At 44.8% G+C, this 19,006-nt stretch carries 10 protein-coding genes, 16 tRNA genes and 1 rRNA gene; all 27 read right to left on the reverse strand.

Features of this window, described 5'->3' with window-relative positions; genetic code table 11:
- Positions 1 to 15: 15 nt before the first annotated feature.
- On the reverse strand, positions 16 to 1,488 hold the full coding sequence (locus B9Y93_RS22030) for a restriction endonuclease (RefSeq protein WP_176229002.1): 1,473 nt from the start codon (positions 1,486 to 1,488) through the stop codon (positions 16 to 18).
- A gap of 434 nt (positions 1,489 to 1,922) precedes the next feature.
- Complete coding sequence (locus B9Y93_RS22035) at positions 1,923 to 3,722, reverse strand: hypothetical protein (RefSeq protein WP_085498332.1); 1,800 nt, start codon at positions 3,720 to 3,722, stop codon at positions 1,923 to 1,925.
- Positions 3,723 to 4,541: 819 nt separating this feature from the next.
- On the reverse strand, positions 4,542 to 6,377 hold the full coding sequence (gene glmS, locus B9Y93_RS22040; RefSeq protein WP_085498334.1) for a glutamine--fructose-6-phosphate transaminase (isomerizing): 1,836 nt from the start codon (positions 6,375 to 6,377) through the stop codon (positions 4,542 to 4,544).
- Between the two features lie 1,004 nt (positions 6,378 to 7,381).
- Positions 7,382 to 8,722: a phosphoglucosamine mutase gene (gene glmM, locus B9Y93_RS22045; RefSeq protein ID WP_085498336.1), complete on the reverse strand. Its 1,341-nt coding sequence runs from the start codon at positions 8,720 to 8,722 to the stop codon at positions 7,382 to 7,384.
- 119 nt (positions 8,723 to 8,841) lie between these two features.
- On the reverse strand, positions 8,842 to 10,251 hold the full coding sequence (locus tag B9Y93_RS22050) for a CdaR family protein (protein WP_085498338.1): 1,410 nt from the start codon (positions 10,249 to 10,251) through the stop codon (positions 8,842 to 8,844).
- Positions 10,244 to 11,068 carry a diadenylate cyclase CdaA gene (gene cdaA, locus B9Y93_RS22055; protein ID WP_085498381.1) on the reverse strand — a complete coding sequence of 275 codons (825 nt, stop codon included), beginning with the start codon at positions 11,066 to 11,068 and terminating at the stop codon, positions 10,244 to 10,246. Before cdaA ends, B9Y93_RS22050 begins: the two co-directional genes overlap by 8 nt.
- A 279-nt stretch (positions 11,069 to 11,347) precedes the next feature.
- On the reverse strand, positions 11,348 to 11,968 hold the full coding sequence (locus B9Y93_RS22060) for a zf-HC2 domain-containing protein (protein ID WP_085498341.1): 621 nt from the start codon (positions 11,966 to 11,968) through the stop codon (positions 11,348 to 11,350).
- Between the two features lie 150 nt (positions 11,969 to 12,118).
- A complete protein-coding gene (gene sigW / locus B9Y93_RS22065) occupies positions 12,119 to 12,685 on the reverse strand; it encodes an RNA polymerase sigma factor SigW (protein WP_085498343.1) in 567 nt (188 codons plus the stop codon).
- A 38-nt stretch (positions 12,686 to 12,723) separates the two neighbouring features.
- A complete protein-coding gene (locus B9Y93_RS22070; protein WP_085498345.1) occupies positions 12,724 to 13,626 on the reverse strand; it encodes an EamA family transporter in 903 nt (300 codons plus the stop codon).
- A gap of 149 nt (positions 13,627 to 13,775) precedes the next feature.
- Entirely contained in the window at positions 13,776 to 16,568 is a 2,793-nt protein-coding gene (gene ppc / locus B9Y93_RS22075; protein WP_085498347.1) for a phosphoenolpyruvate carboxylase, read from the reverse strand.
- 738 nt (positions 16,569 to 17,306) lie between these two features.
- Positions 17,307 to 17,380: transfer RNA gene (locus B9Y93_RS22080), tRNA-Gly, on the reverse strand.
- A gap of 7 nt (positions 17,381 to 17,387) precedes the next feature.
- A tRNA-Pro gene (locus tag B9Y93_RS22085) sits at positions 17,388 to 17,464 on the reverse strand.
- Between the two features lie 11 nt (positions 17,465 to 17,475).
- A tRNA-Arg gene (locus tag B9Y93_RS22090) sits at positions 17,476 to 17,552 on the reverse strand.
- A gap of 8 nt (positions 17,553 to 17,560) precedes the next feature.
- Positions 17,561 to 17,635: transfer RNA gene (locus tag B9Y93_RS22095), tRNA-Gly, on the reverse strand.
- A 24-nt stretch (positions 17,636 to 17,659) separates the two neighbouring features.
- Positions 17,660 to 17,733 (reverse strand) — tRNA-Gly (locus B9Y93_RS22100).
- A gap of 7 nt (positions 17,734 to 17,740) precedes the next feature.
- Positions 17,741 to 17,817: transfer RNA gene (locus B9Y93_RS22105), tRNA-Pro, on the reverse strand.
- 11 nt (positions 17,818 to 17,828) lie between these two features.
- A tRNA-Arg gene (locus B9Y93_RS22110) sits at positions 17,829 to 17,905 on the reverse strand.
- Positions 17,906 to 17,911: 6 nt separating this feature from the next.
- Positions 17,912 to 17,986: transfer RNA gene (locus B9Y93_RS22115), tRNA-Gly, on the reverse strand.
- A gap of 165 nt (positions 17,987 to 18,151) precedes the next feature.
- Positions 18,152 to 18,236: transfer RNA gene (locus tag B9Y93_RS22120), tRNA-Leu, on the reverse strand.
- A gap of 14 nt (positions 18,237 to 18,250) precedes the next feature.
- Positions 18,251 to 18,326 (reverse strand) — tRNA-Lys (locus B9Y93_RS22125).
- A gap of 6 nt (positions 18,327 to 18,332) precedes the next feature.
- A tRNA-Gln gene (locus tag B9Y93_RS22130) sits at positions 18,333 to 18,407 on the reverse strand.
- 7 nt (positions 18,408 to 18,414) lie between these two features.
- A tRNA-Thr gene (locus B9Y93_RS22135) sits at positions 18,415 to 18,490 on the reverse strand.
- 33 nt (positions 18,491 to 18,523) lie between these two features.
- Positions 18,524 to 18,599, reverse strand: a tRNA-Val gene (locus tag B9Y93_RS22140).
- Between the two features lie 3 nt (positions 18,600 to 18,602).
- A tRNA-Glu gene (locus tag B9Y93_RS22145) sits at positions 18,603 to 18,677 on the reverse strand.
- Between the two features lie 21 nt (positions 18,678 to 18,698).
- Positions 18,699 to 18,774: transfer RNA gene (locus tag B9Y93_RS22150), tRNA-Thr, on the reverse strand.
- Positions 18,775 to 18,779: 5 nt separating this feature from the next.
- Positions 18,780 to 18,855, reverse strand: a tRNA-Asn gene (locus B9Y93_RS22155).
- Between the two features lie 57 nt (positions 18,856 to 18,912).
- Positions 18,913 to 19,006: ribosomal RNA gene (gene rrf / locus B9Y93_RS22160) — 5S ribosomal RNA — on the reverse strand; the annotation flags it as partial.

Consider the following 19,006-nt stretch of genomic DNA (forward strand, 5'->3'; position numbering starts at 1 on the left):
GAAAACAATTTATATTTACTGAACTATGTCTGGATATCGACCTACAATCTCAGGATGCATTCTTAGTCTATCTTCAATGTCCTCCCTATTCCACCAATCTATTAACATACCCCTATCACGCAGATTTCTTAAATATTCGTGAAGTTGTCTAGTTATTTGACTTGAAACGACTAAGTGGTAACCATCTGCCCCATGCATATCAATTGTATCTCTAATATCTTGTACATTACTCTTATTTACATTACTTTGATATGCTTTGCACTGTACAAGAATTTTTTTTATTTCATATGGCGGTTCGTTTGAATCAATGAGTATTTGCTTTTTAAATACCATTTCCATCTCCAAATCCTTACCACCATCACCTTGTGTGCCACTACCTACTCTCTTAATCCAGCGTACACTTGGGTCCACTACAAAGATATCTCTAATTAGCTTTTCAAATCTTTCGCCATTTATTTTTTCTTGCCAAACAAATTGGGTTACTGGAAACAACACAGAACGTTCCATATCATTCCTATTTCTTACTGCTTTAACCTCATCTTTAAAAGACTTCTCTCCGCAATCATCGTCAATACTAATTAAATGTTCCCTACCTAAAATAAAAAACCTGTCTTCTATCGGTACTATTTTAACCTGCTCATAATTTGATTCTAAAAACTCTAATAGCTCTAGACCTTTATCATACCTTTTACGATTAACAGCGTTACCTAGTTTATCAGTAATTATTATCTTTTTAGTTACACCTTCAAGGTTTGTTGGAATATAACTCTTAGAGAATAAATGCTTGAGTTTATCAAGTACTTTGGAACCCAATTCAAATACACTTATTTTCGATTCAAAACTTCTAAACCACGCCCAAAATGGCTTGTTTCTAGCCATAAAGTTATGCTTTTCATGATTGTATTCTCCATCAAGATATGTAGCTATCTTTTTAGCTTTCTCATGATAAGACTTAAAATCAGGGATATGAGGCTCTGTATATGATAAAACAGTATCCATTATAAAAGCAGATAAGAATGAGGAATGAATAATTCTCCCTGTAATAAACTCCGTTTCCTCAGATAACTGAAAGTTCATTAAATTATGTCGTTCAAACGAGATTAATCTTGAGTGAATCTCATTCGACATATCAATTCCATATAAGTGCGTTAGCGGGTGTTCTTGTGTTAATAGTGACGTGGATATATTATTGGTTGCTCTCAGTGTAATTGCAACAATACTAGATATTAAATCATGTAGATCTGATCTTTCCCCATCAAATGCCCACGAACTTGTACGAATATATCCCCAGAAAGAATTCCAATAAGGTTCAACTTTCAGTATGTCTGATCTTAAACCAATAGGAGACGGAGGTGAAGTATTCATAAATAGTCTTGTCACATCTAGCTTCTCACCATCTTCAAGTTCAAAGGATAGTTCTTCGGTAGCTACGCTATATCCTAGATCTATTGCATACTGATAGTATTCAGGTAGGATTTGTTCAATCATATATATCTCCATGTAAGCATTTTTACCTAGTATATTCTACATTTTTTTACACATTCCTCTACGCCAAACTCATAATACATCAAAAACTCTAGTAAAATTAACTGAGAAAGTTCTTCGTCTAAACAGATTTATTCTAGATGATGATTTCGGTTCAAAAACATATATTTTTTTGCACTTATAATAAGTCTTGGGTTTAGATAAAGAGCAAAGAAGCTACTCTTGTGGCTTCTCTGCTCTTATCACTCTGCACATAGAACTGATTCAATTATTTCTTTTTCAACACATAATTCATTTTATAACTTTACCGCTATTTGTGGTACGGTTCGCCGCGCTAGGTGAAACGGCTAGTTTTTGACTACAAAGAATTTATAAAGCCACAAATATTGACAGTCCAAAAGTTTTTTTTAATTGTTTTGTACTATTCATCTTTTCAATTAGTCATTTGAATTTCTATATACTTCTGAAATATCATACGAAGTCCTTAAATCATTACAAAACTCTTCAATGATATTTCTAATTACCTCAACAAATGATGTATAAGAAATGTTGCTAATATTGCGTCTTCTTAGAATACCATCTACCACTTTATATCTATCTACCAATAAATAGTACTGAATAGTTGCATTCACATCAGTATATCTTTTGTATAAGATGCAATACAATGCTTTTTGCAATAGAGTTTCTTGTGCCCTCATATTTCCATGCAAGTCCGGAAACAATTCTTCATTGGTAGTTGGATTCCTGAGGTCTCTTTCGATTTTAATTTTAGATATCAACTTTGAGATCCATTGTCTTGAAGTAACCGCTGTCACTGCCGTAGTAGGATAACGTAATTTCCCATTGCTCGTTGTTGTAATTCCACCGCGTGATCCAAGAAGCTCAACCATTGAATCAGCTATGTCCTGTTCGATCCTTTCCTTTGATATAGTTGTAAATTGTGGCTTTACGTAAGAAGTAGCATCATACGATGTATGGTAATTATCGTATTTAGAGAAATCCATTTCAAGTGAATTCATATTATCAGGCTCAAGACATACATTCCATAAACAATCAGATGCCAAACCTGATTTAAGTATCGAGCTCATGCCTTCTTGTAAATGACAAATCATTTTCAGCATTTTTATACATGACACAACTGCTATAGTTTGATAGAATACAAAATCCGGCTGAGTGGCAATGTCTCCGTTAGACATGCTAGAATGCAGTTTCATTACAGATAAGCTTTTCAGTGACGCACAAGATGGCAATAAAAATTCAACCTTCTGCTGATTAAAAAATGTATCTCTAAATTTATAACTTCCAACTGATGAATCAAAAGAAGTTATATCGAATTTTTCCATTAGTGCAAATGTATTTAGGAAATACTGTTCCTCTATATCAGAGTAAAAATTATTTTTTCCTTGCTGGATATTATCAATTAAACTTTCAACATTTTTGTAATTAGTTGGCTGACTGTTCATATTAAAAATTTTGAACATCATATTATCTCTTGCAATTAAAAACACTGGAACTGATTGAAATACACTCTTGAATGTATCATGATATAATTCCTGAATTATATTTGGATATGATTCCGAGCAAAAAAATACAATTCCATCCAGACCTTCAAGTCCTAGCTCCCTCAAGGTTCGTGGACTCTGTTCCTTAGCGTTAGTTGAATCCAATGCGATATCTAGCAATCCTCTTGTATCTCTGATAAACAAATCTACTTTATTCTTTATAATATAATCTGCAACATCCGAATGTGCTGGAACGGCTAATGTTATTCTTCTTATGTATCGATCTATATTTTCTGAGCACATTAGTGATTTTAATGTTTCAATAGAAGGAGTGGTACCTTTAAACTGTTTCATATGTCCTGAAACATATTTTCTGACATCATCACCTTCATTAAGTGGTTCCAATCCGAGAATCCTCTTAAGAACAGGGTCTTTTTTTAGTTGCTCATTGTACTTTTGTATATCTCCAACTACAGACCCAATAATATTTTGCTCAAAGAACTCTATATCTTCAACCAAAATATCCGATAATTGTTCACTTGGTACAATATGATATTGTACAGTAGTCTTTGTTCTACCATCGTCTCCGGAAGCCAAATCAATTATTATATCTGGAATGTTCGTCAGAGCAGCAATTCCAGTAGTCTTACCTCCCTTTGTCCCCCCAAAATATGCTAAATTAATTCGCTTTGCTCTTCCCTTTAAATGAGCATCCCTTGTTAGAAAATTACCCACATCAAGAACCTCCTTAATATCTTTTTTGCAGTCTTCAATCGATATAAAAAAGCCATATCCGCACTGGACATGACCTTTTAACTCCGGTCTATCTCTAGCGCAATCTAACCAATTAGGTAGAAATTCAATCTATCAATAGTTAAATTGAAGCACTGCATATGCACAAATTGTATCACGACTGAAAAAAATGTAAATTAGTCCACTTTCGAAAGTTCCCGTTCATACTCAAACAGTACAAGTTGTTTAATATGATTAATATAACCGTCGTCCAACCTGTCTTTTCATCCTGAAAATCTCAAAAAATATCTATTCCGCTCTGTCCGCCGATTTTTCAACAACATGGAAATGTTCCCGCAGGTAATAAAAAGGGATTTCAAAGCCACTGCTTTCTAACCCGCAGACCACAAAATCCCTTACCTATAATATTCACTTCTCTACCCGTGACATCCATTCCACGCTCTCACATGTGTTGAACATTTACTCTCTTGTTCGCAGTTCGAGCATCGCCCCTTCCACCCTCAACTCGAATCTCTGCTTTACCACTATTTGTGATACGGTTCACCGTAACGTATCTAAGCACAACATTGTCTTTGACCATAAGATTTACATTAAAATATAGATAAAGAACCACTCTTGTATTGGAGTGGTTCTACATAGAACTTCTCTTTTATTCAACTAACGTGTCCCGTTAGCTTAACGCCGACGTCAGTCTAATACTTTATTTTCTCAGTCTACAACTTTATTTTCCTAGTCTAATACTTTATTTTTCAGTCTAACACTTTATTTTCTTCTGACAATTATCGTTGATTAAGCATATTCTTACTCTACCGTTACACTCTTCGCCAAATTTCTTGGCTTATCGACGTCATGCCCCAGTGCAAGAGAAGCGTAATACGCTATCAGCTGCGTTGGCACAACGGACAGCGCTGGGCTTAGATGCGCAAGCGTTGTTGGCAGTACAAAGACCTCATCTGCTGTCTTTGCTACCTGCTCCTTGTGCGCTTGATCCACGATCGCGAAGATCCGTCCGCCGCGGGCGGTGACTTCCTGCATATTGCTGATCATCTTCTCGATCAGCGCCGGCTGGGTCACAAGTGCGATGACAGGTACGCCCTCCTCGATCAAAGCCAGCGTCCCATGCTTCAGCTCCCCTGCAGGGTAAGCCTCAGAATGGATATAGGAGATCTCCTTCAGCTTCAATGAACCTTCTAGCGACACTGCATAATCAACACCGCGGCCAATGAAGAACAAGCTGTTATGCTTCGCCATATCCTCTGCTACCCGCTTCAGCTGATCCTCCTGCGACAGAATAAGCTCCACTTGCTCGGGAAGCGCCTCAATCGCAGCGAGCTGATGGCGAATCTCCTCTTGGCTTAGAGACTCCACCTGCTCAGCCCAATACAAGCTAAACAGCATGAATGCAATAAGCTGGGACGTGTAAGCCTTCGTCGAAGCAACTGCAATCTCGGGTCCTGCCCATGTGACAATGGTGTCATCCGCCTCGCGCGCAACCGAGCTTCCGACTACATTGGTAATCGCCAGCACAGATGCTCCGCAGCGCTTCGCTTCCCTTAGCGCAGCCAGCGTATCGGCTGTCTCTCCAGATTGACTTACCACGATCACCAGCGTATCCGGCTTGATAATCGGCTTCCGGTAGCGATACTCCGAAGCAACATCCGTCTCCACTGGAATGTTGACATTATGCTCAATGAGGCTGCGTCCGACAAGACCCGCATGATAAGCGGTCCCACAGGCTACAATGTGCACATTGCGAATTTCGCGCAGCACTTCAGGCGTAATTACTTTTAGCTCCGTCAATTTGACACCAGACAGCCCTTCGCGCAATCGGCCTCGCATCGTGTCGCGATATGCCTTGGGCTGTTCGTTGATTTCCTTCAGCATGAAGTGGTCATATCCGCCCTTTTCTGCAGTCAACGCATCCCAATCGACAACAATCATTTCCCGAGAAATACTGTTGCCCTCAATCGTCATCAAATCGACAGCGTCCTTCGTCAGAACTGCCATCTCATTGTCATTCAATATATACACGCGGCGTGTATATTGTAAAATAGCCGGAATATCCGAACCGATAAAATTCTCTCCCTCGCCAATTCCGATGACAAGCGGACTCGCGCAACGGACGGCAACAAGGCGATCTGGCTCATACTCCGTGAGCACGCCAAGTGCGAAGGCCCCTCTCAAATGTCGAATGGCCTGCTGTACCGCCTTCACAACATCCCCCTGATACTCGCGAGCAATTAAGTGGGAAATGACCTCGGTATCCGTCTCCGAGCGGAACTCGACACCTTCTGCTGTCAACTCCTCCTTAAGCTCCAAGTAGTTCTCAATGATTCCGTTGTGCACGACTGAGAATTTCATGGTCACATCGGTGTGCGGATGAGAGTTCTCATCTGATGGCTTGCCGTGAGTCGCCCATCGGGTATGGCCAATGCCAACCTCTCCCGTCAATGGCTCTCCCTCAAGGCGTCCGGCTAGATTTTCCAATCGTCCCTCCGCCTTGCGAATCTCCAGTCCTTGCTTCGTCATGACGGCAATTCCTGCAGAATCATAGCCGCGATACTCCAATCGGCTCAAGCCCTCAAGCAGCACATCCTGTGAATTACGAGTTCCGATATATCCAACAATACCACACATATTCATAGCCTCCGATTCCGTCTGCTGCAAGCAGCGGCTGATCGGAGAACCCGTGCAGATCTTTCGTTCCAGTATGGCTTGATGGCTAAAGACATCGATGCACGATTCAACTTCTATTCAATTGTTTCGCTCAAGAGCCATACAGAACCAAACCTGCTGATTCCATGCGCATGCCTCATCGCAGAGGGTGTGTCTTGCGCACATCCGATCACATCAACGCTCTTGGGCCACAGACTGTCTATTATGATAATCACGTTAATTTATAATGGCTTCGCCTACTGCGAACAAAGTATGTCTTCGCTTTCGAACCTAAGACATGACTCGATCTATGCAGCCTTCTTAGCTGTCCCTCTACTCCTGTAAGGACAGACCTATCCTGTAGCCGACGTTCTATTCGTAAAATGCGGCACGCTGTGCCGCCTTATATCCCTTCACCACATTAAGCACATAGAGTCGTGATGAAGTTCAACCATTCATCATGCATTGTCCAGCAAGTTGCCTCGCTGTTTTCTGCAATGATGTTACGGTGCTGGCTATGCACCGGGAGGTCCCCGCCGAACATTCTCGAACACCTCCACCTCGTCCACTTGCCACGAATTGCCGTCCGTCGTGTACAAGTGCTGGCGCTTCACTTACTTATTGTTCACGCTGCCCTGCCTTTCCTTCTAGAATCAGACTTCCTAAATCGTATTCCTCCTGCCACCGGCTTCTTGGTACTGTCGTCTGAGATCGGCATCCCTCTATTCGACATTTGTCAGGTGGAATATGCTTATTATATGCAAGACCACTCCATCTGGCAATATCGTCCCTCAACTTTCCTTTACAGGGTTAAGGATCTCCACCCTTCATAAACGCGCTTTCATACATCCAACATCCCCTTCAATGAGCTCGTATCCTTCAATCCAAAAGCATCATTTCCCTCGACAGCCACTCATGCAAAAAAGCCGCACTTCCCATCAATACGCGAGAAGTACGGCTTTACCTTTTACACAATAGACATGTTATTATTGCAATTCGCGTTCCACCACTTCAACGATTCGTTGAACGTATGCTTCTACCACCTCAACGTCCGGTCCCTCAGCCATAACCCGAATCAACGACTCCGTGCCTGATGGGCGCACGAGTACGCGGCCATTATCGCCAAGCTCACTCTCAACAGCGGCTACCGCTTCCTCAATTGCCGTGTTGCCTGCATATTTGCTCTTGTCAGCGACACGCACATTAACGAGCACCTGCGGGAATTTGCGCATCAGCTTCTTCGCTTCAGACAAAGTACGGCCAGTAGCAGCAAGCGTATCCACCAGTTGAACACCCGTCATCATGCCGTCGCCTGTCGTACCATAATCCAAGAAGATGATATGCCCTGATTGCTCTCCGCCAAGGTTGTAGCCGCCGCGGCGCATCTCTTCCATTACATAACGGTCGCCAACAGCTGTCTTAACAGAATGAAGACCTGCTTGCTCTACCCCTTTATAGAAGCCAATATTGCTCATCACAGTAGAGACAATGGTCTTCTCATTGAGCTTTCCTGTGCGGCACATCGCTTCGCCACAGATCAGCAGCAGATAGTCGCCGTCTACCTCTTCCCCTTGCTCATCAATCGCAATCAGACGATCCGCGTCTCCGTCGAATGCAAGCCCAAGATGAGCCTTCTGACGAACAACTTCCTCAGCAAGCTTCTCCGGATGTGTAGAGCCGCAATAATCGTTAATGTTCAAGCCATTCGGCTCAGCAGCGATCGTAATCACTTCTGCTCCAAGATCGCGGAACAGCTGCGGCGCGAGCTCGAACGCAGCGCCATTGGCACAATCCAATACAATGCGCTTGCCTTCAAAGGATTGTGTTACGGTTGATTTTAAGTAGTCCACATACTTCCACTTTGCTTCTGTATCTACCGTAACGGTTCCAAGATCTTTGCCGACTGGACGAGGCAGCTCATCTGTTTCCGCATCCATCAACGCTTCAATCTCAAGCTCGGTTTCATCGAGCAGCTTGAAGCCATCGCGACCAAAGAACTTAATCCCATTATCCTCTACAGGATTATGAGAAGCGGAGATCATGACCCCTGCATCCGCACCAAGCGTGCGCGTTAGGTACGCAACTGCCGGTGTAGATAATACGCCCAAGAGCACGACATCAGCGCCAATGGACAATAGTCCAGCCGTCAGCGAGGCTTCCAGCATTTTGCCTGAGATTCGAGTGTCCATTCCGATTAATACTTTTGGCTTAGCGGCTTCCTTAGTCAGCACATATCCGCCTGCACGTCCTACTTTATAAGCGAGTTCGGCCGTCAATTCTTGGTTGGCTACGCCGCGAACTCCATCTGTTCCAAAATATTTCCCCATATCTCTCCTATCCCCTTATCCAAATGATACGATTGGAGCCCTTGGACAGGGCTCCTCTCCCTTGAAGTGCTCCGATTCATGATGTTCTATATCTAAAGTTGACATTATCTTAGAATCTTCTAGGCATTGCTTCCGTTATCCGGTGTCTCAGTGCCATGATTTCCATCGCCTGAAGGGACTTCCTGCTCTTCAGAAGGTGGATTCTGGCCTTCGGACTCCGATCCGCCTTCACCAGCTGTCCCTTGATCCACAGGTGGATTCGGGTCTGGTTCAGGATCTGTCCCTGCCGGAACATCCTTATCCTCAATCAGAATCACCGCATAGAAGGTCGGATTATTGACGAGTCGAACAAACCGCGGCAGATTAACCTGCAAGGTCACACGATGGTTTCCAGGCGGCAGATCATTCACATTGGCAATCAGCTGAATATCTGAAGCGCTCAATGCGTCCACAAGGTCTGGTGCGCCCACCACTTTGACATCATAACTACGGGAAGCCGGTTCCGTAATGGTGGTCTTCAGCTTGTCATTGCGACCAGCTAATGTAATAGGCACATTGGAGATGACTCGTTCTTTCTCGGCGACAATCACTACTTTTACATCTATCGCACTAGGTTCCATTTTCTCAAGGTTTGACGGAAGCGTCAACTTCAAGTTTACATTGTACGTTCCTGCCGCCTTGAAGGTAGACAGATCAATCTGCAATCCATCATAGAATTCAATCTGATCGAGGTCTTCCTGCGGTCCATACAAGGTCACTTGATTCACACTAGGCTCGACAGAACCCACAGCCAAGCCTGCTGGAAGATTGCCTCTGACGTTCAGCTGCAGTGGAACGGATTTGAATGGCTTGGAGATTGGAATCTCCACCTGCATGACAGAAGGCTCAATGACCGCATTCTTCATCATATTGCCTGCCTTGTCATAGGCTGTCAGCTTCACCTGCTTCTGAATCACCGATTCATTCGCCTGATCGATATTAATCATCGCACTGACCGATTGCACGTTGTCCATCTCTGACGTAGGCAGAGTGACATGCACTCGATTGGATGGCGTGATGATCGGCGTTCCAGCGGTGTATCCATCCTGCGGTGTCCCCTTCGTCTTAATCGTGACGTCGAATTGCTTCGTCTGGACTTCCTCCAGCTCCACCGTTACGGCAGATGGCTGCATGGAAACCAGCTTCACACCGTCAGGAAGCTCATACTTGAGCGGAATCGTGTGCGTACCCGCTTCATAACCAGATACATCCAAGATCACCTTGTAATTCTCGGTCAAGATGGAGGACATGCGGCTGCGCAGGGCTTCAACCTGGATGCGTACGGTGGACGGCTCCAACCGATTGATGACATACTGTTTTTCATCCAAGCCTTGGGTTACAATCTGAACCGCTTGAATTTCTTTGGTCTCATACAAAGGCTGATGAGTATTCACATTAGGATCTTGCTTATGTACCACAGCAAACAGCAAAACACCCAACACGAGTGCAATAATCTTGGAGGAGGTGTTATTCATGAGCCATTTATCCATGGTTATCACCTTTCCGTTTCCAGAACGACCGGAACTCCCGTTTTTCCTTTGGCTGAAGCTCTTCGAAGAGCTTCGATATCATGGACTCTTCATTAATATTGCGTACGATTTGTCCATTTATCGCCAGCGAGACATCGCCTGTTTCCTCGGACACAATGACGGATATGGCATCGCCTACCTCACTGATCCCGATCGCAGCCCGGTGCCTTGTTCCAAGCTCCTTGCTAATAAAGGGATTCTCCGATAATGGAAGATAGCATGCAGCGGCAGCAATGTCCCCTCCTTGAACAATAACAGCTCCATCATGCAGCGGTGTGTTTGGTATAAAAATATTAATCAACAGCTCTGAGCTGATGCGAGAATGCATTGCAATTCCAGATTCGATATATTCATTCAATCCCGTCGTTCGTTCAAAGACAATTAATGCCCCTATTTTTCGACGTGACATATAATTCACTGCTTTAATCAGTTCTCCGATGACTCTTCCCGTCTCGTCCATCTCATTGGCTGATCTCGACCCGAACAGCTTGCCTCGGCCAATCTGCTCCAAGGCACGACGCAATTCAGGTTGAAAGATGATGACGAGCGCCAGAACACCAAAGGTAAACATCTGATTCATCAGCCACTCCAGCGTGTAAAGATTGAACCAGGAGCTCACTGCCCAAGCAATAACGAGTACAAAGATCCCCTTCAACAACTGTACCGCTCTCGTACCACGAATCAGAACTAAAAGCTTATAAATGACGTAGCTTACAATTAAGATATCAATAAGGTCTTTCATGCCATCTTGCCATGTCAAATTCGTAAAATAGTTCAAATTCATGAATGTACCCCCGGTGTTTCCCTTATAAGATACTTCTCTCTCTAACTATACTCTTTTCTGCAAAATGAAGCAAAATCCCTGCAAATATGAAAAACAATCTTCAATTTTCTTGCTGAATTTCCACGAATGCTGTAGGGATTGTGGAGGGAGAATAAATTGCTCCTTCCCTTATCATACCCATCAAGTATTAAATTTTCCTGAATAAATAAAAAAACTCTTCCACAACATGAGGTGGAAGAGCGGCTGTAATACAATCCGTACGTCTGTATACGTTTATTTTGCTGAGGGAGCTGACGAAAACAAATTCGTGATCTGGTACCAGATCCAACTCATAGCCTCATCAATTTGTTGAACAGAACCGGAGATATGAGCGGTTGATGCTTGGAAAATTCGTCCGTCAACGACTGTTACATTGCCTTCAACATCACCGTATACTTCAGCCAAACCATTATGAATCGTGAGGTCACCCTTAACTACTTTGCCATTCGGTATAATCACCTTGTTTTCTTCAATGATGACCCCGTCCAGCTGCTGACCCTTCACGATCATCTGTTGATCGGCGTTCCACATGCTCAGGGCGCTTCCCATCATGACGAGCACGAATACAGCGGCTACCGTAATCGCTGGATGTCGCTTCACCCACTTCAGCCATGCGGCCTGCTGCTTCTGCTTCTCTGGAATAGCCTTCAGGATGCGCTCCGTCAAATCCGGCGACGGAGTCTGCAAACGATGGTTGAATCCATACAGCAGCTGCTCAGTGGACTCTAGTTGATGGAAATGCTCCTTGCAAGCGGGACAACCCAACATGTGCTCCTTGAGCTCTAATGCAGATGATTGTTCAAGATCATCGTCCAATAGACTGTGCATTAATGAGACGGCTTGTTTGCAATCCATGTGAGCCAATCCTTTCATGGGGTCTTTATTCGTAAAGTAGTATGAATCTTGTCCGATGCCTGTAGGCACTCAAGACCCAACTACGTTAGTCTTTTGATATACGATACGTAGTGGCAAGCAATTCGTTTCAAACTTATTTATGCAAAATCTTCAAATTTTTCTCTCGAGCTTCTTGCGAAGAAACTCTCGGCCACGGTGAACACGTGTTTTAATGGTTGTCACGGGCATATCCAGCACATCGCTAATCTCCTGAAGCGACATGTCCTGTAAATAGCGAAGAATCATGACAGACTTGTATTTTGCCGGCAGACTATCAATCGCCTCATGAATCATTCGTTGTGTCTCACTTACCAGCAAATACGTCTCCGGGGTACGGTCGTCGCTTGGGATCATGGAATATCCATCGACCCCTTCTTGATCATTCATCTCGGCATCCAGCGAATATACCGGCTTCCTCTTGCGAAGACGATCTATGCACAGGTTCGTTGCAATCCGATAGATCCATGTTGAGAATTTCTGATTGGCATCATATCGATCCAGATTGCGATACACTCGAAGAAACGTGTCCTGCACCACGTCCTCTGCCTCATGCCGGTTGCTTAGCATTCGATAGGCAAGGTGAAAGATCTTGTCTTTATATAATTCAACGACCTCTGCAAAGGCCCTGGTATCACCACTTCGGGCCAGCTTCACGAGTCGCTTCTCAAACGTGTCCAAACGCTTCTCCCTCCGTCCTCACTGCTCAATCTTACCCGTCATTTCATTGTGTTCTTCTGTTCCGCAATGACGATACCGGTCAAGATGAACAGGATTCCAAGCCATTGGAGCATGGTGACCTTTTCATTTAACAATGTATACGCCACAATTGTGACGACCGGCAGTTCCATTGCACAGAGCATGGAAGCAAGGCTGCTTCCAATCTTGGGGATTCCGAAGTTCATTGTTACCGTCGGAATAATATAGGACAAGGTGCCAATAAGCAAAGCCCATAGCAATAGCTTCCCCAGATTTGCAGGCAAGGCTACCCCTCCTGCAATGAATGGAATGTAGAACCCATAAATAACAATTAACACACCCGTCAAGGTCATTGCTGATCGCATAACGGGATCATGGTCTGTCTTGATATAGCCTGTCATCCATAAAAATAAGCTATACGTTAGTGCAGACAGCAAGCCCAGTATTACGCCCATAACCGTAAATCGCGCAAAGCTCTCTTCGCTTACGCCTACCGCAAGCACAGTCCCTAGCAGCACGATTGCTATCGACAGCCACTGATAGCAATTCGGCCATACTCTACGGCTAACACAATCCAATACAAGCGTAATCCAGGTGAATTGGAACAGCAGAATGATCGCCAGGGATGCATCCAGCTTCTCTAATGTCGTGTTGTAGAATATCGTGGTGAGGGACATTCCGAATATCCCGATAAACAACAGCTTCCATCCACCACCGCTAAATGGATTACGCCATGTCCTTGGTCGAAGGAATACCATAAGCCATAACACGAGTGCTCCAATTGTACTCATGGCCACCGTCACTTGGGGAACGGTGAAGCCATCTGCATAAGCTAGCTTTACCGTCGTAGCAACGAAGCCATAACTGCAAGCGCCGATAAGGACTAAGATGACGGAGAGCCAATATATGGCACTCTTCTTCATGAGGTCAACTCCTTTAATCGAGGAACACAGGAACAGTCGAGTCCTGCTCTAGGCGTGACTCGACTGCTTATTGCATTACAGAGTCTATTGTAATAGAACTCTACACATATTTCTGAATGTAATGGCAGCATCCCCAAGAACGCAGGATATCAGCCTGTATTACGAAGCCCTGAAGCAATGCCGTTGATCGTAAGCAGCACTTCTCTCAGCAGATCCGGATCATCCTGACCTTCTTCACGCAATGTACGCAGCTCAGAAAGCAATTGAACCTGCATATAGCTCAGTGGATCTACATAAGGATTGCGAAGCTTAATCGATTCTTGAATGACAGGCACATTGTCCAGAATCTCCTGCTGGCCTGTAATCTCAAGCAAGAGGTTGGATGTAAGCTCATACTCCTGCTCAATGCAGCTGAAGATTCGATCGCGAATCGTGCCGTCTTTGATCATCGCAGCATATTCCTTCGCAATAACCAAGTCCGCCTTCGCTAGCGCCATCTGCAGATTATCAATCATCGATGCAAAGAACGGATAATTCTCATACATCTGCTTCAGAATGGTCATTTTCTCAGGCTCATTGCTATAGAAGCTCTGCAAAGCAGTGCCGGCAGCATACCAAGCGGGCAGCAAGTAACGACTCTGTGTCCATGCAAATACCCAAGGAATAGCACGCAAATCTTCAAAGCGATCACTGTTTTTGCGCTTCGAAGGACGGGAACCGATATTCAGCTCGCCAATCTCAGGCAATGGCGTAGACTCCTTAAAGTAAGTCAAGAAGTCTGGATCGCGGAAGATAAGATCCTGATACTTCTCTTGAGCTGTCTCAGAGATCGTGACCATCCACTGCTCCCACTGCGGATCAACATGCTTCGTCTCAGGCGTACGCGCCATAAGAGCCGCCTGCAGCAATGCAGAAGTAGCCTGTTCCAAGCTGCGATACGCTATACCTTGGACGGAGTAGCGAGATGACAGTACTTCACCTTGCTCTGTAATCTTGATCCCACCGCCAATAGTGTGAGGAGGCTGAGCCATAATGCTGCGGTTAAGCGGCATTCCACCGCGTCCCAGCGCACCGCCGCGTCCATGGAAGAACTTGAGCTTGACGCCGCTTTCTTGCGCAACTGCAGTTAGCGACTTCAGTGCAACCTGAAGCTCCCAGTTGGCGGTCAGCATTCCGCCGTCCTTGTTGCTGTCTGAATAGCCGAGCATGATCTCCTGAAGATCATTCATTGCCTTCACGCCTTCACGGTAGATCGGCAGATCAAACAATGTCTTCATAATGCCTGGCGCTGCATGAAGGTCGTCGATGGTCTCAAAGAGCGGCACGGCTTGAAGCGTGCATGTCACAGAACCATCCTGCGACTTCTGGAATAGGCCTGCTTCTTTGGACAAGAGCATAACCTCTAGCACATCGCTTGCCCCTTGAGCCATACTGATCAGGTAGCTAGTGATGCAGTTTACGCCGAATTCCTGCTGTGCCTCATATACCACATGATATACATCCAAGCATTCCTTCGTGGACTCGCTATAATTAACATATGAAGACGTTAATGGCCGCGGATCGTTCAGCAGACGGTTAAGCAGCTCAATCTTCTCTTCTTCTGGTAAAGTGCTGTAGTCTTCAACAATATTCATGTTGGCCAGAATCTCCGTCATTGCATTTTCATGCTCTTTGCTATGCTGACGGATATCCAGCGTTGCCATATGGAAACCAAACAGTTCTGCTTGGCGAATTAGTTTCTTAATATGTGTATCAGCTGCATAATCTGCAAAGTGATGACGCAAGCTGCGATCGATGACTTGAAGATCGTCGATAAATTCACGCACAGAGCTATAACGCTGCGGCGTTCCCTCCGTCGATTCATCTACAATGCCGCGCAGCTTCTCCAACATGAATGACAGCTTGATTCGATACGGTTCTTTGTCGTTCAACCATGTTGGGACATAACGAAGAGTAATATTCTTCTGGTCTTCCTCAATCGATGCCTTCAACTCATCACTAATCTGAACAATGGTTGTACTAAAGCTTAACGCACGCATGATATCCTTCAACCGTTCTTCATATTTGTGAAGAGCGAGCCCCCGGTGCATACGGAGTGTTTCCTTTGTTACGGATGCTACAACTGAAGGGTTGCCATCGCGGTCGCCGCCGATCCAAGATCCGAATCTCAAATAGGTTGGCACATGCCATTGATGACTCGGGTAATATTTATCTAAGCAGCGTTCCAATTCCTGATAGACTTCCGGGAGAACGTCAAATAAAGTCTCGTTGAAATAATACAAGCCGTTGCGCACTTCATCCAATACAGTTGGCTTGCGATCGCGAAGCTCATCTGTTTGCCACAACGTAATGACCTCATTCAAGAGCTTGTCACGCAGCTGTTGACGCTCACGATACGTCAGTGTTGGATTATCCAGCATCATGACATCATCCGCAATCCGCTTATGAATATCTAAGATTGCACGTCTCATCGCTTCAGTCGGATGAGCCGTCATTACAAGCTCCAGAGAAATGGAAGAAAGAATCTCATTCAATTCCTCTTCACTTACCTTGCGCTCCTTAAGCTCAAGGATGCTGCTCTCAATAGAGCCCGGCTGTACGGTCTCACCGGCGGAGCGTTCATAGTCACGCTTACGGCGAATCCGATGGTTCTGTTCCGCAATATTCACAAGCTGAAAGTAAATCGCAAAAGCACGGATCACTTGGTGACGAATTTCTGGGTTTAACGTGTTGATCAGCTGCTTAAATTCATCATAAAGCTCTGGCAGAAATACTGCCCGCATGGATTTACTTAATTCACGGATCTTCTCGACAATATTGAGCAACTCATTGCCGCCTTGATGTACGAGTACTTCACCCAGAATATTTCCTAGGAAGCGCACGTCTCGCCGCAAGAGGTTATTTGAATTAGCTTTGTTCGCGGTTAACGTTAAGTCAGTCATTCGTCTCCCCCTATCTGATTTCAGTAACTCTGAAATTAGGCTTTCTTACCATCATACTACAATTTACGACTAAAATCCTTACTTTCTTTGAAAAAAAGAACGTTTTTCATGCGAGCAAACGTAGAATTAACATGATAATAACAGGTAATCCGAACGATCGTCTTCTTAAAAGGCAGCAAAACAAATCATTGGCAATCATTCATTTTCAAGAGTGACGACATCCTGTTGATTTTATCTCATCTGAGCTTACATCCAAAGACAGTATTTGAATTTGATTGCATCCTCATGCGTGACATTCATCCCTAGATGCACAGTATATGAAGCGGACGCAGCTAGCTCTTGGTTTAGCAAAAGCAGGCTTTATGAAGGATTTCATATCACATTCGATATCATCCTTGCGCAGCTCATTCTCTGTCTGCAAATGAGATATACATGATAAATGTACATGATGATCATGCACTGCGGATCACAGTATAAGGTTTAATACAAATTATGACGTTATTCTAATCAGATTACATTTCCTAATACTTTTTAATGCTATTGTCTAAAAAGTCAGTATTCACACTGTCACGGTCTTTCTACAGCATTCGGTTTGATTGATAATATGAATGGGTGATGAGGCAGGAAGAAGATTATTACGGAGCATATGATAAAAATGGGGAAGCCGATCGGTTCCAAGCTTGAATGATTAATGTCTCTAAAAAACAAAAAAACGCCCGATGGCGTTCATGTATAAGATGGAGCGGGTGATGGGAATCGAACCCACGCTACCAGCTTGGAAGGCTGGAGTTCTACCATTGAACTACACCCGCGTATGAATGGTCGGGACGACACGATTTGAACATGCGACCCCTTGGTCCCAAACCAAGTGCTCTACCAAGCTGAGCTACGTCCCGTTATTCATAAGTGGCGCGCCCTGAGAGATTCGAACTCCCGGCCTTTTGATTCGTAGTCAAACGCTCTATCCAGCTGAGCTAAGGGCGCATAAAATCTGGAGCGGACAACGAGATTCGAACTCGCGACCCTCGCCTTGGCAAGGCGATACTCTACCACTGAGCTATGTCCGCTTATGAAGTTGATTTGAAGATGAATGGAGCGGGTGATGGGAATCGAACCCACGCTACCAGCTTGGAAGGCTGGAGTTCTACCATTGAACTACACCCGCGTATGAATGGTCGGGACGACACGATTTGAACATGCGACCCCTTGGTCCCAAACCAAGTGCTCTACCAAGCTGAGCTACGTCCCGTTATTCATAAGTGGCGCGCCCTGAGAGATTCGAACTCCCGGCCTTTTGATTCGTAGTCAAACGCTCTATCCAGCTGAGCTAAGGGCGCATAATCTGGAGCGGACAACGAGATTCGAACTCGCGACCCTCGCCTTGGCAAGGCGATACTCTACCACTGAGCTATGTCCGCATATTGTGTTGTACCATCTTTCACTTTCACATTAGATGCGACGTTAAATATTATATCACAAGCTGCTCTTCGTTGCAAGCATTTGTTCTTATTTATTAACGGATCTACTACGATGCTTTGAATAAAAAAACACTCACCAACGGCAAGTGTATTGCTCGTAAAAGGTGGTGCGCGTGAAGGGAGTCGAACCCCCACGTCGTAAGACGCCAGATCCTAAGTCTGGTGCGTCTGCCAATTCCGCCACACGCGCACACTTTTTGTTACTGGTGAGCCATGAAGGACTCGAACCTTCGACACCCTGATTAAAAGTCAGGTGCTCTACCAACTGAGCTAATGGCTCAAACAATGGCTGGGGATATAGGATTCGAACCTATGCATGACGGAGTCAAAGTCCGTTGCCTTACCGCTTGGCTAATCCCCATTATGGATGGTGCCGGCGAAAGGAGTCGAACCCTCGACCTACTGATTACAAGTCAGCCGCTCTACCAACTGAGCTACACCGGCATATCATAGTCGGATATCTTATATCTAGTAAGATGGTGGACGCTGACGGGATCGAACCGCCGACCCTCTGCTTGTAAGGCAGATGCTCTCCCAGCTGAGCTAAGCGTCCATATGGTGACCCGTAGGGGATTCGAACCCCTGTTACCTCCGTGAAAGGGAGGTGTCTTAACCCCTTGACCAACGGGCCACATGTTGTATAAAAAATATCTGGAGCTCTCAACCGGGATCGAACCGGTGACCTCATCCTTACCATGGATGCACTCTACCTACTGAGCTATGAGAGCAAAGGTGGCTCCCCGAACAGGACTCGAACCTGTGACAACTCGATTAACAGTCGAGTGCTCTACCAACTGAGCTATCAGGGAACATTAATAACTTCTCATAGGACCCATGTGAGAGTCCGAACCTTCTAAATGAAGGCGGCTTGGCAACGTCCTACTCTCCCAGGACCCTGCGGTCCAAGTACCATCGGCGCTGAAAGGCTTAACGGTCGTGTTCGGGATGGGTACGCGTGGA

This window comes from Paenibacillus aquistagni (assembly GCF_900177815.1).
Classification (GTDB): domain Bacteria; phylum Bacillota; class Bacilli; order Paenibacillales; family Paenibacillaceae; genus Paenibacillus_B; species Paenibacillus_B aquistagni.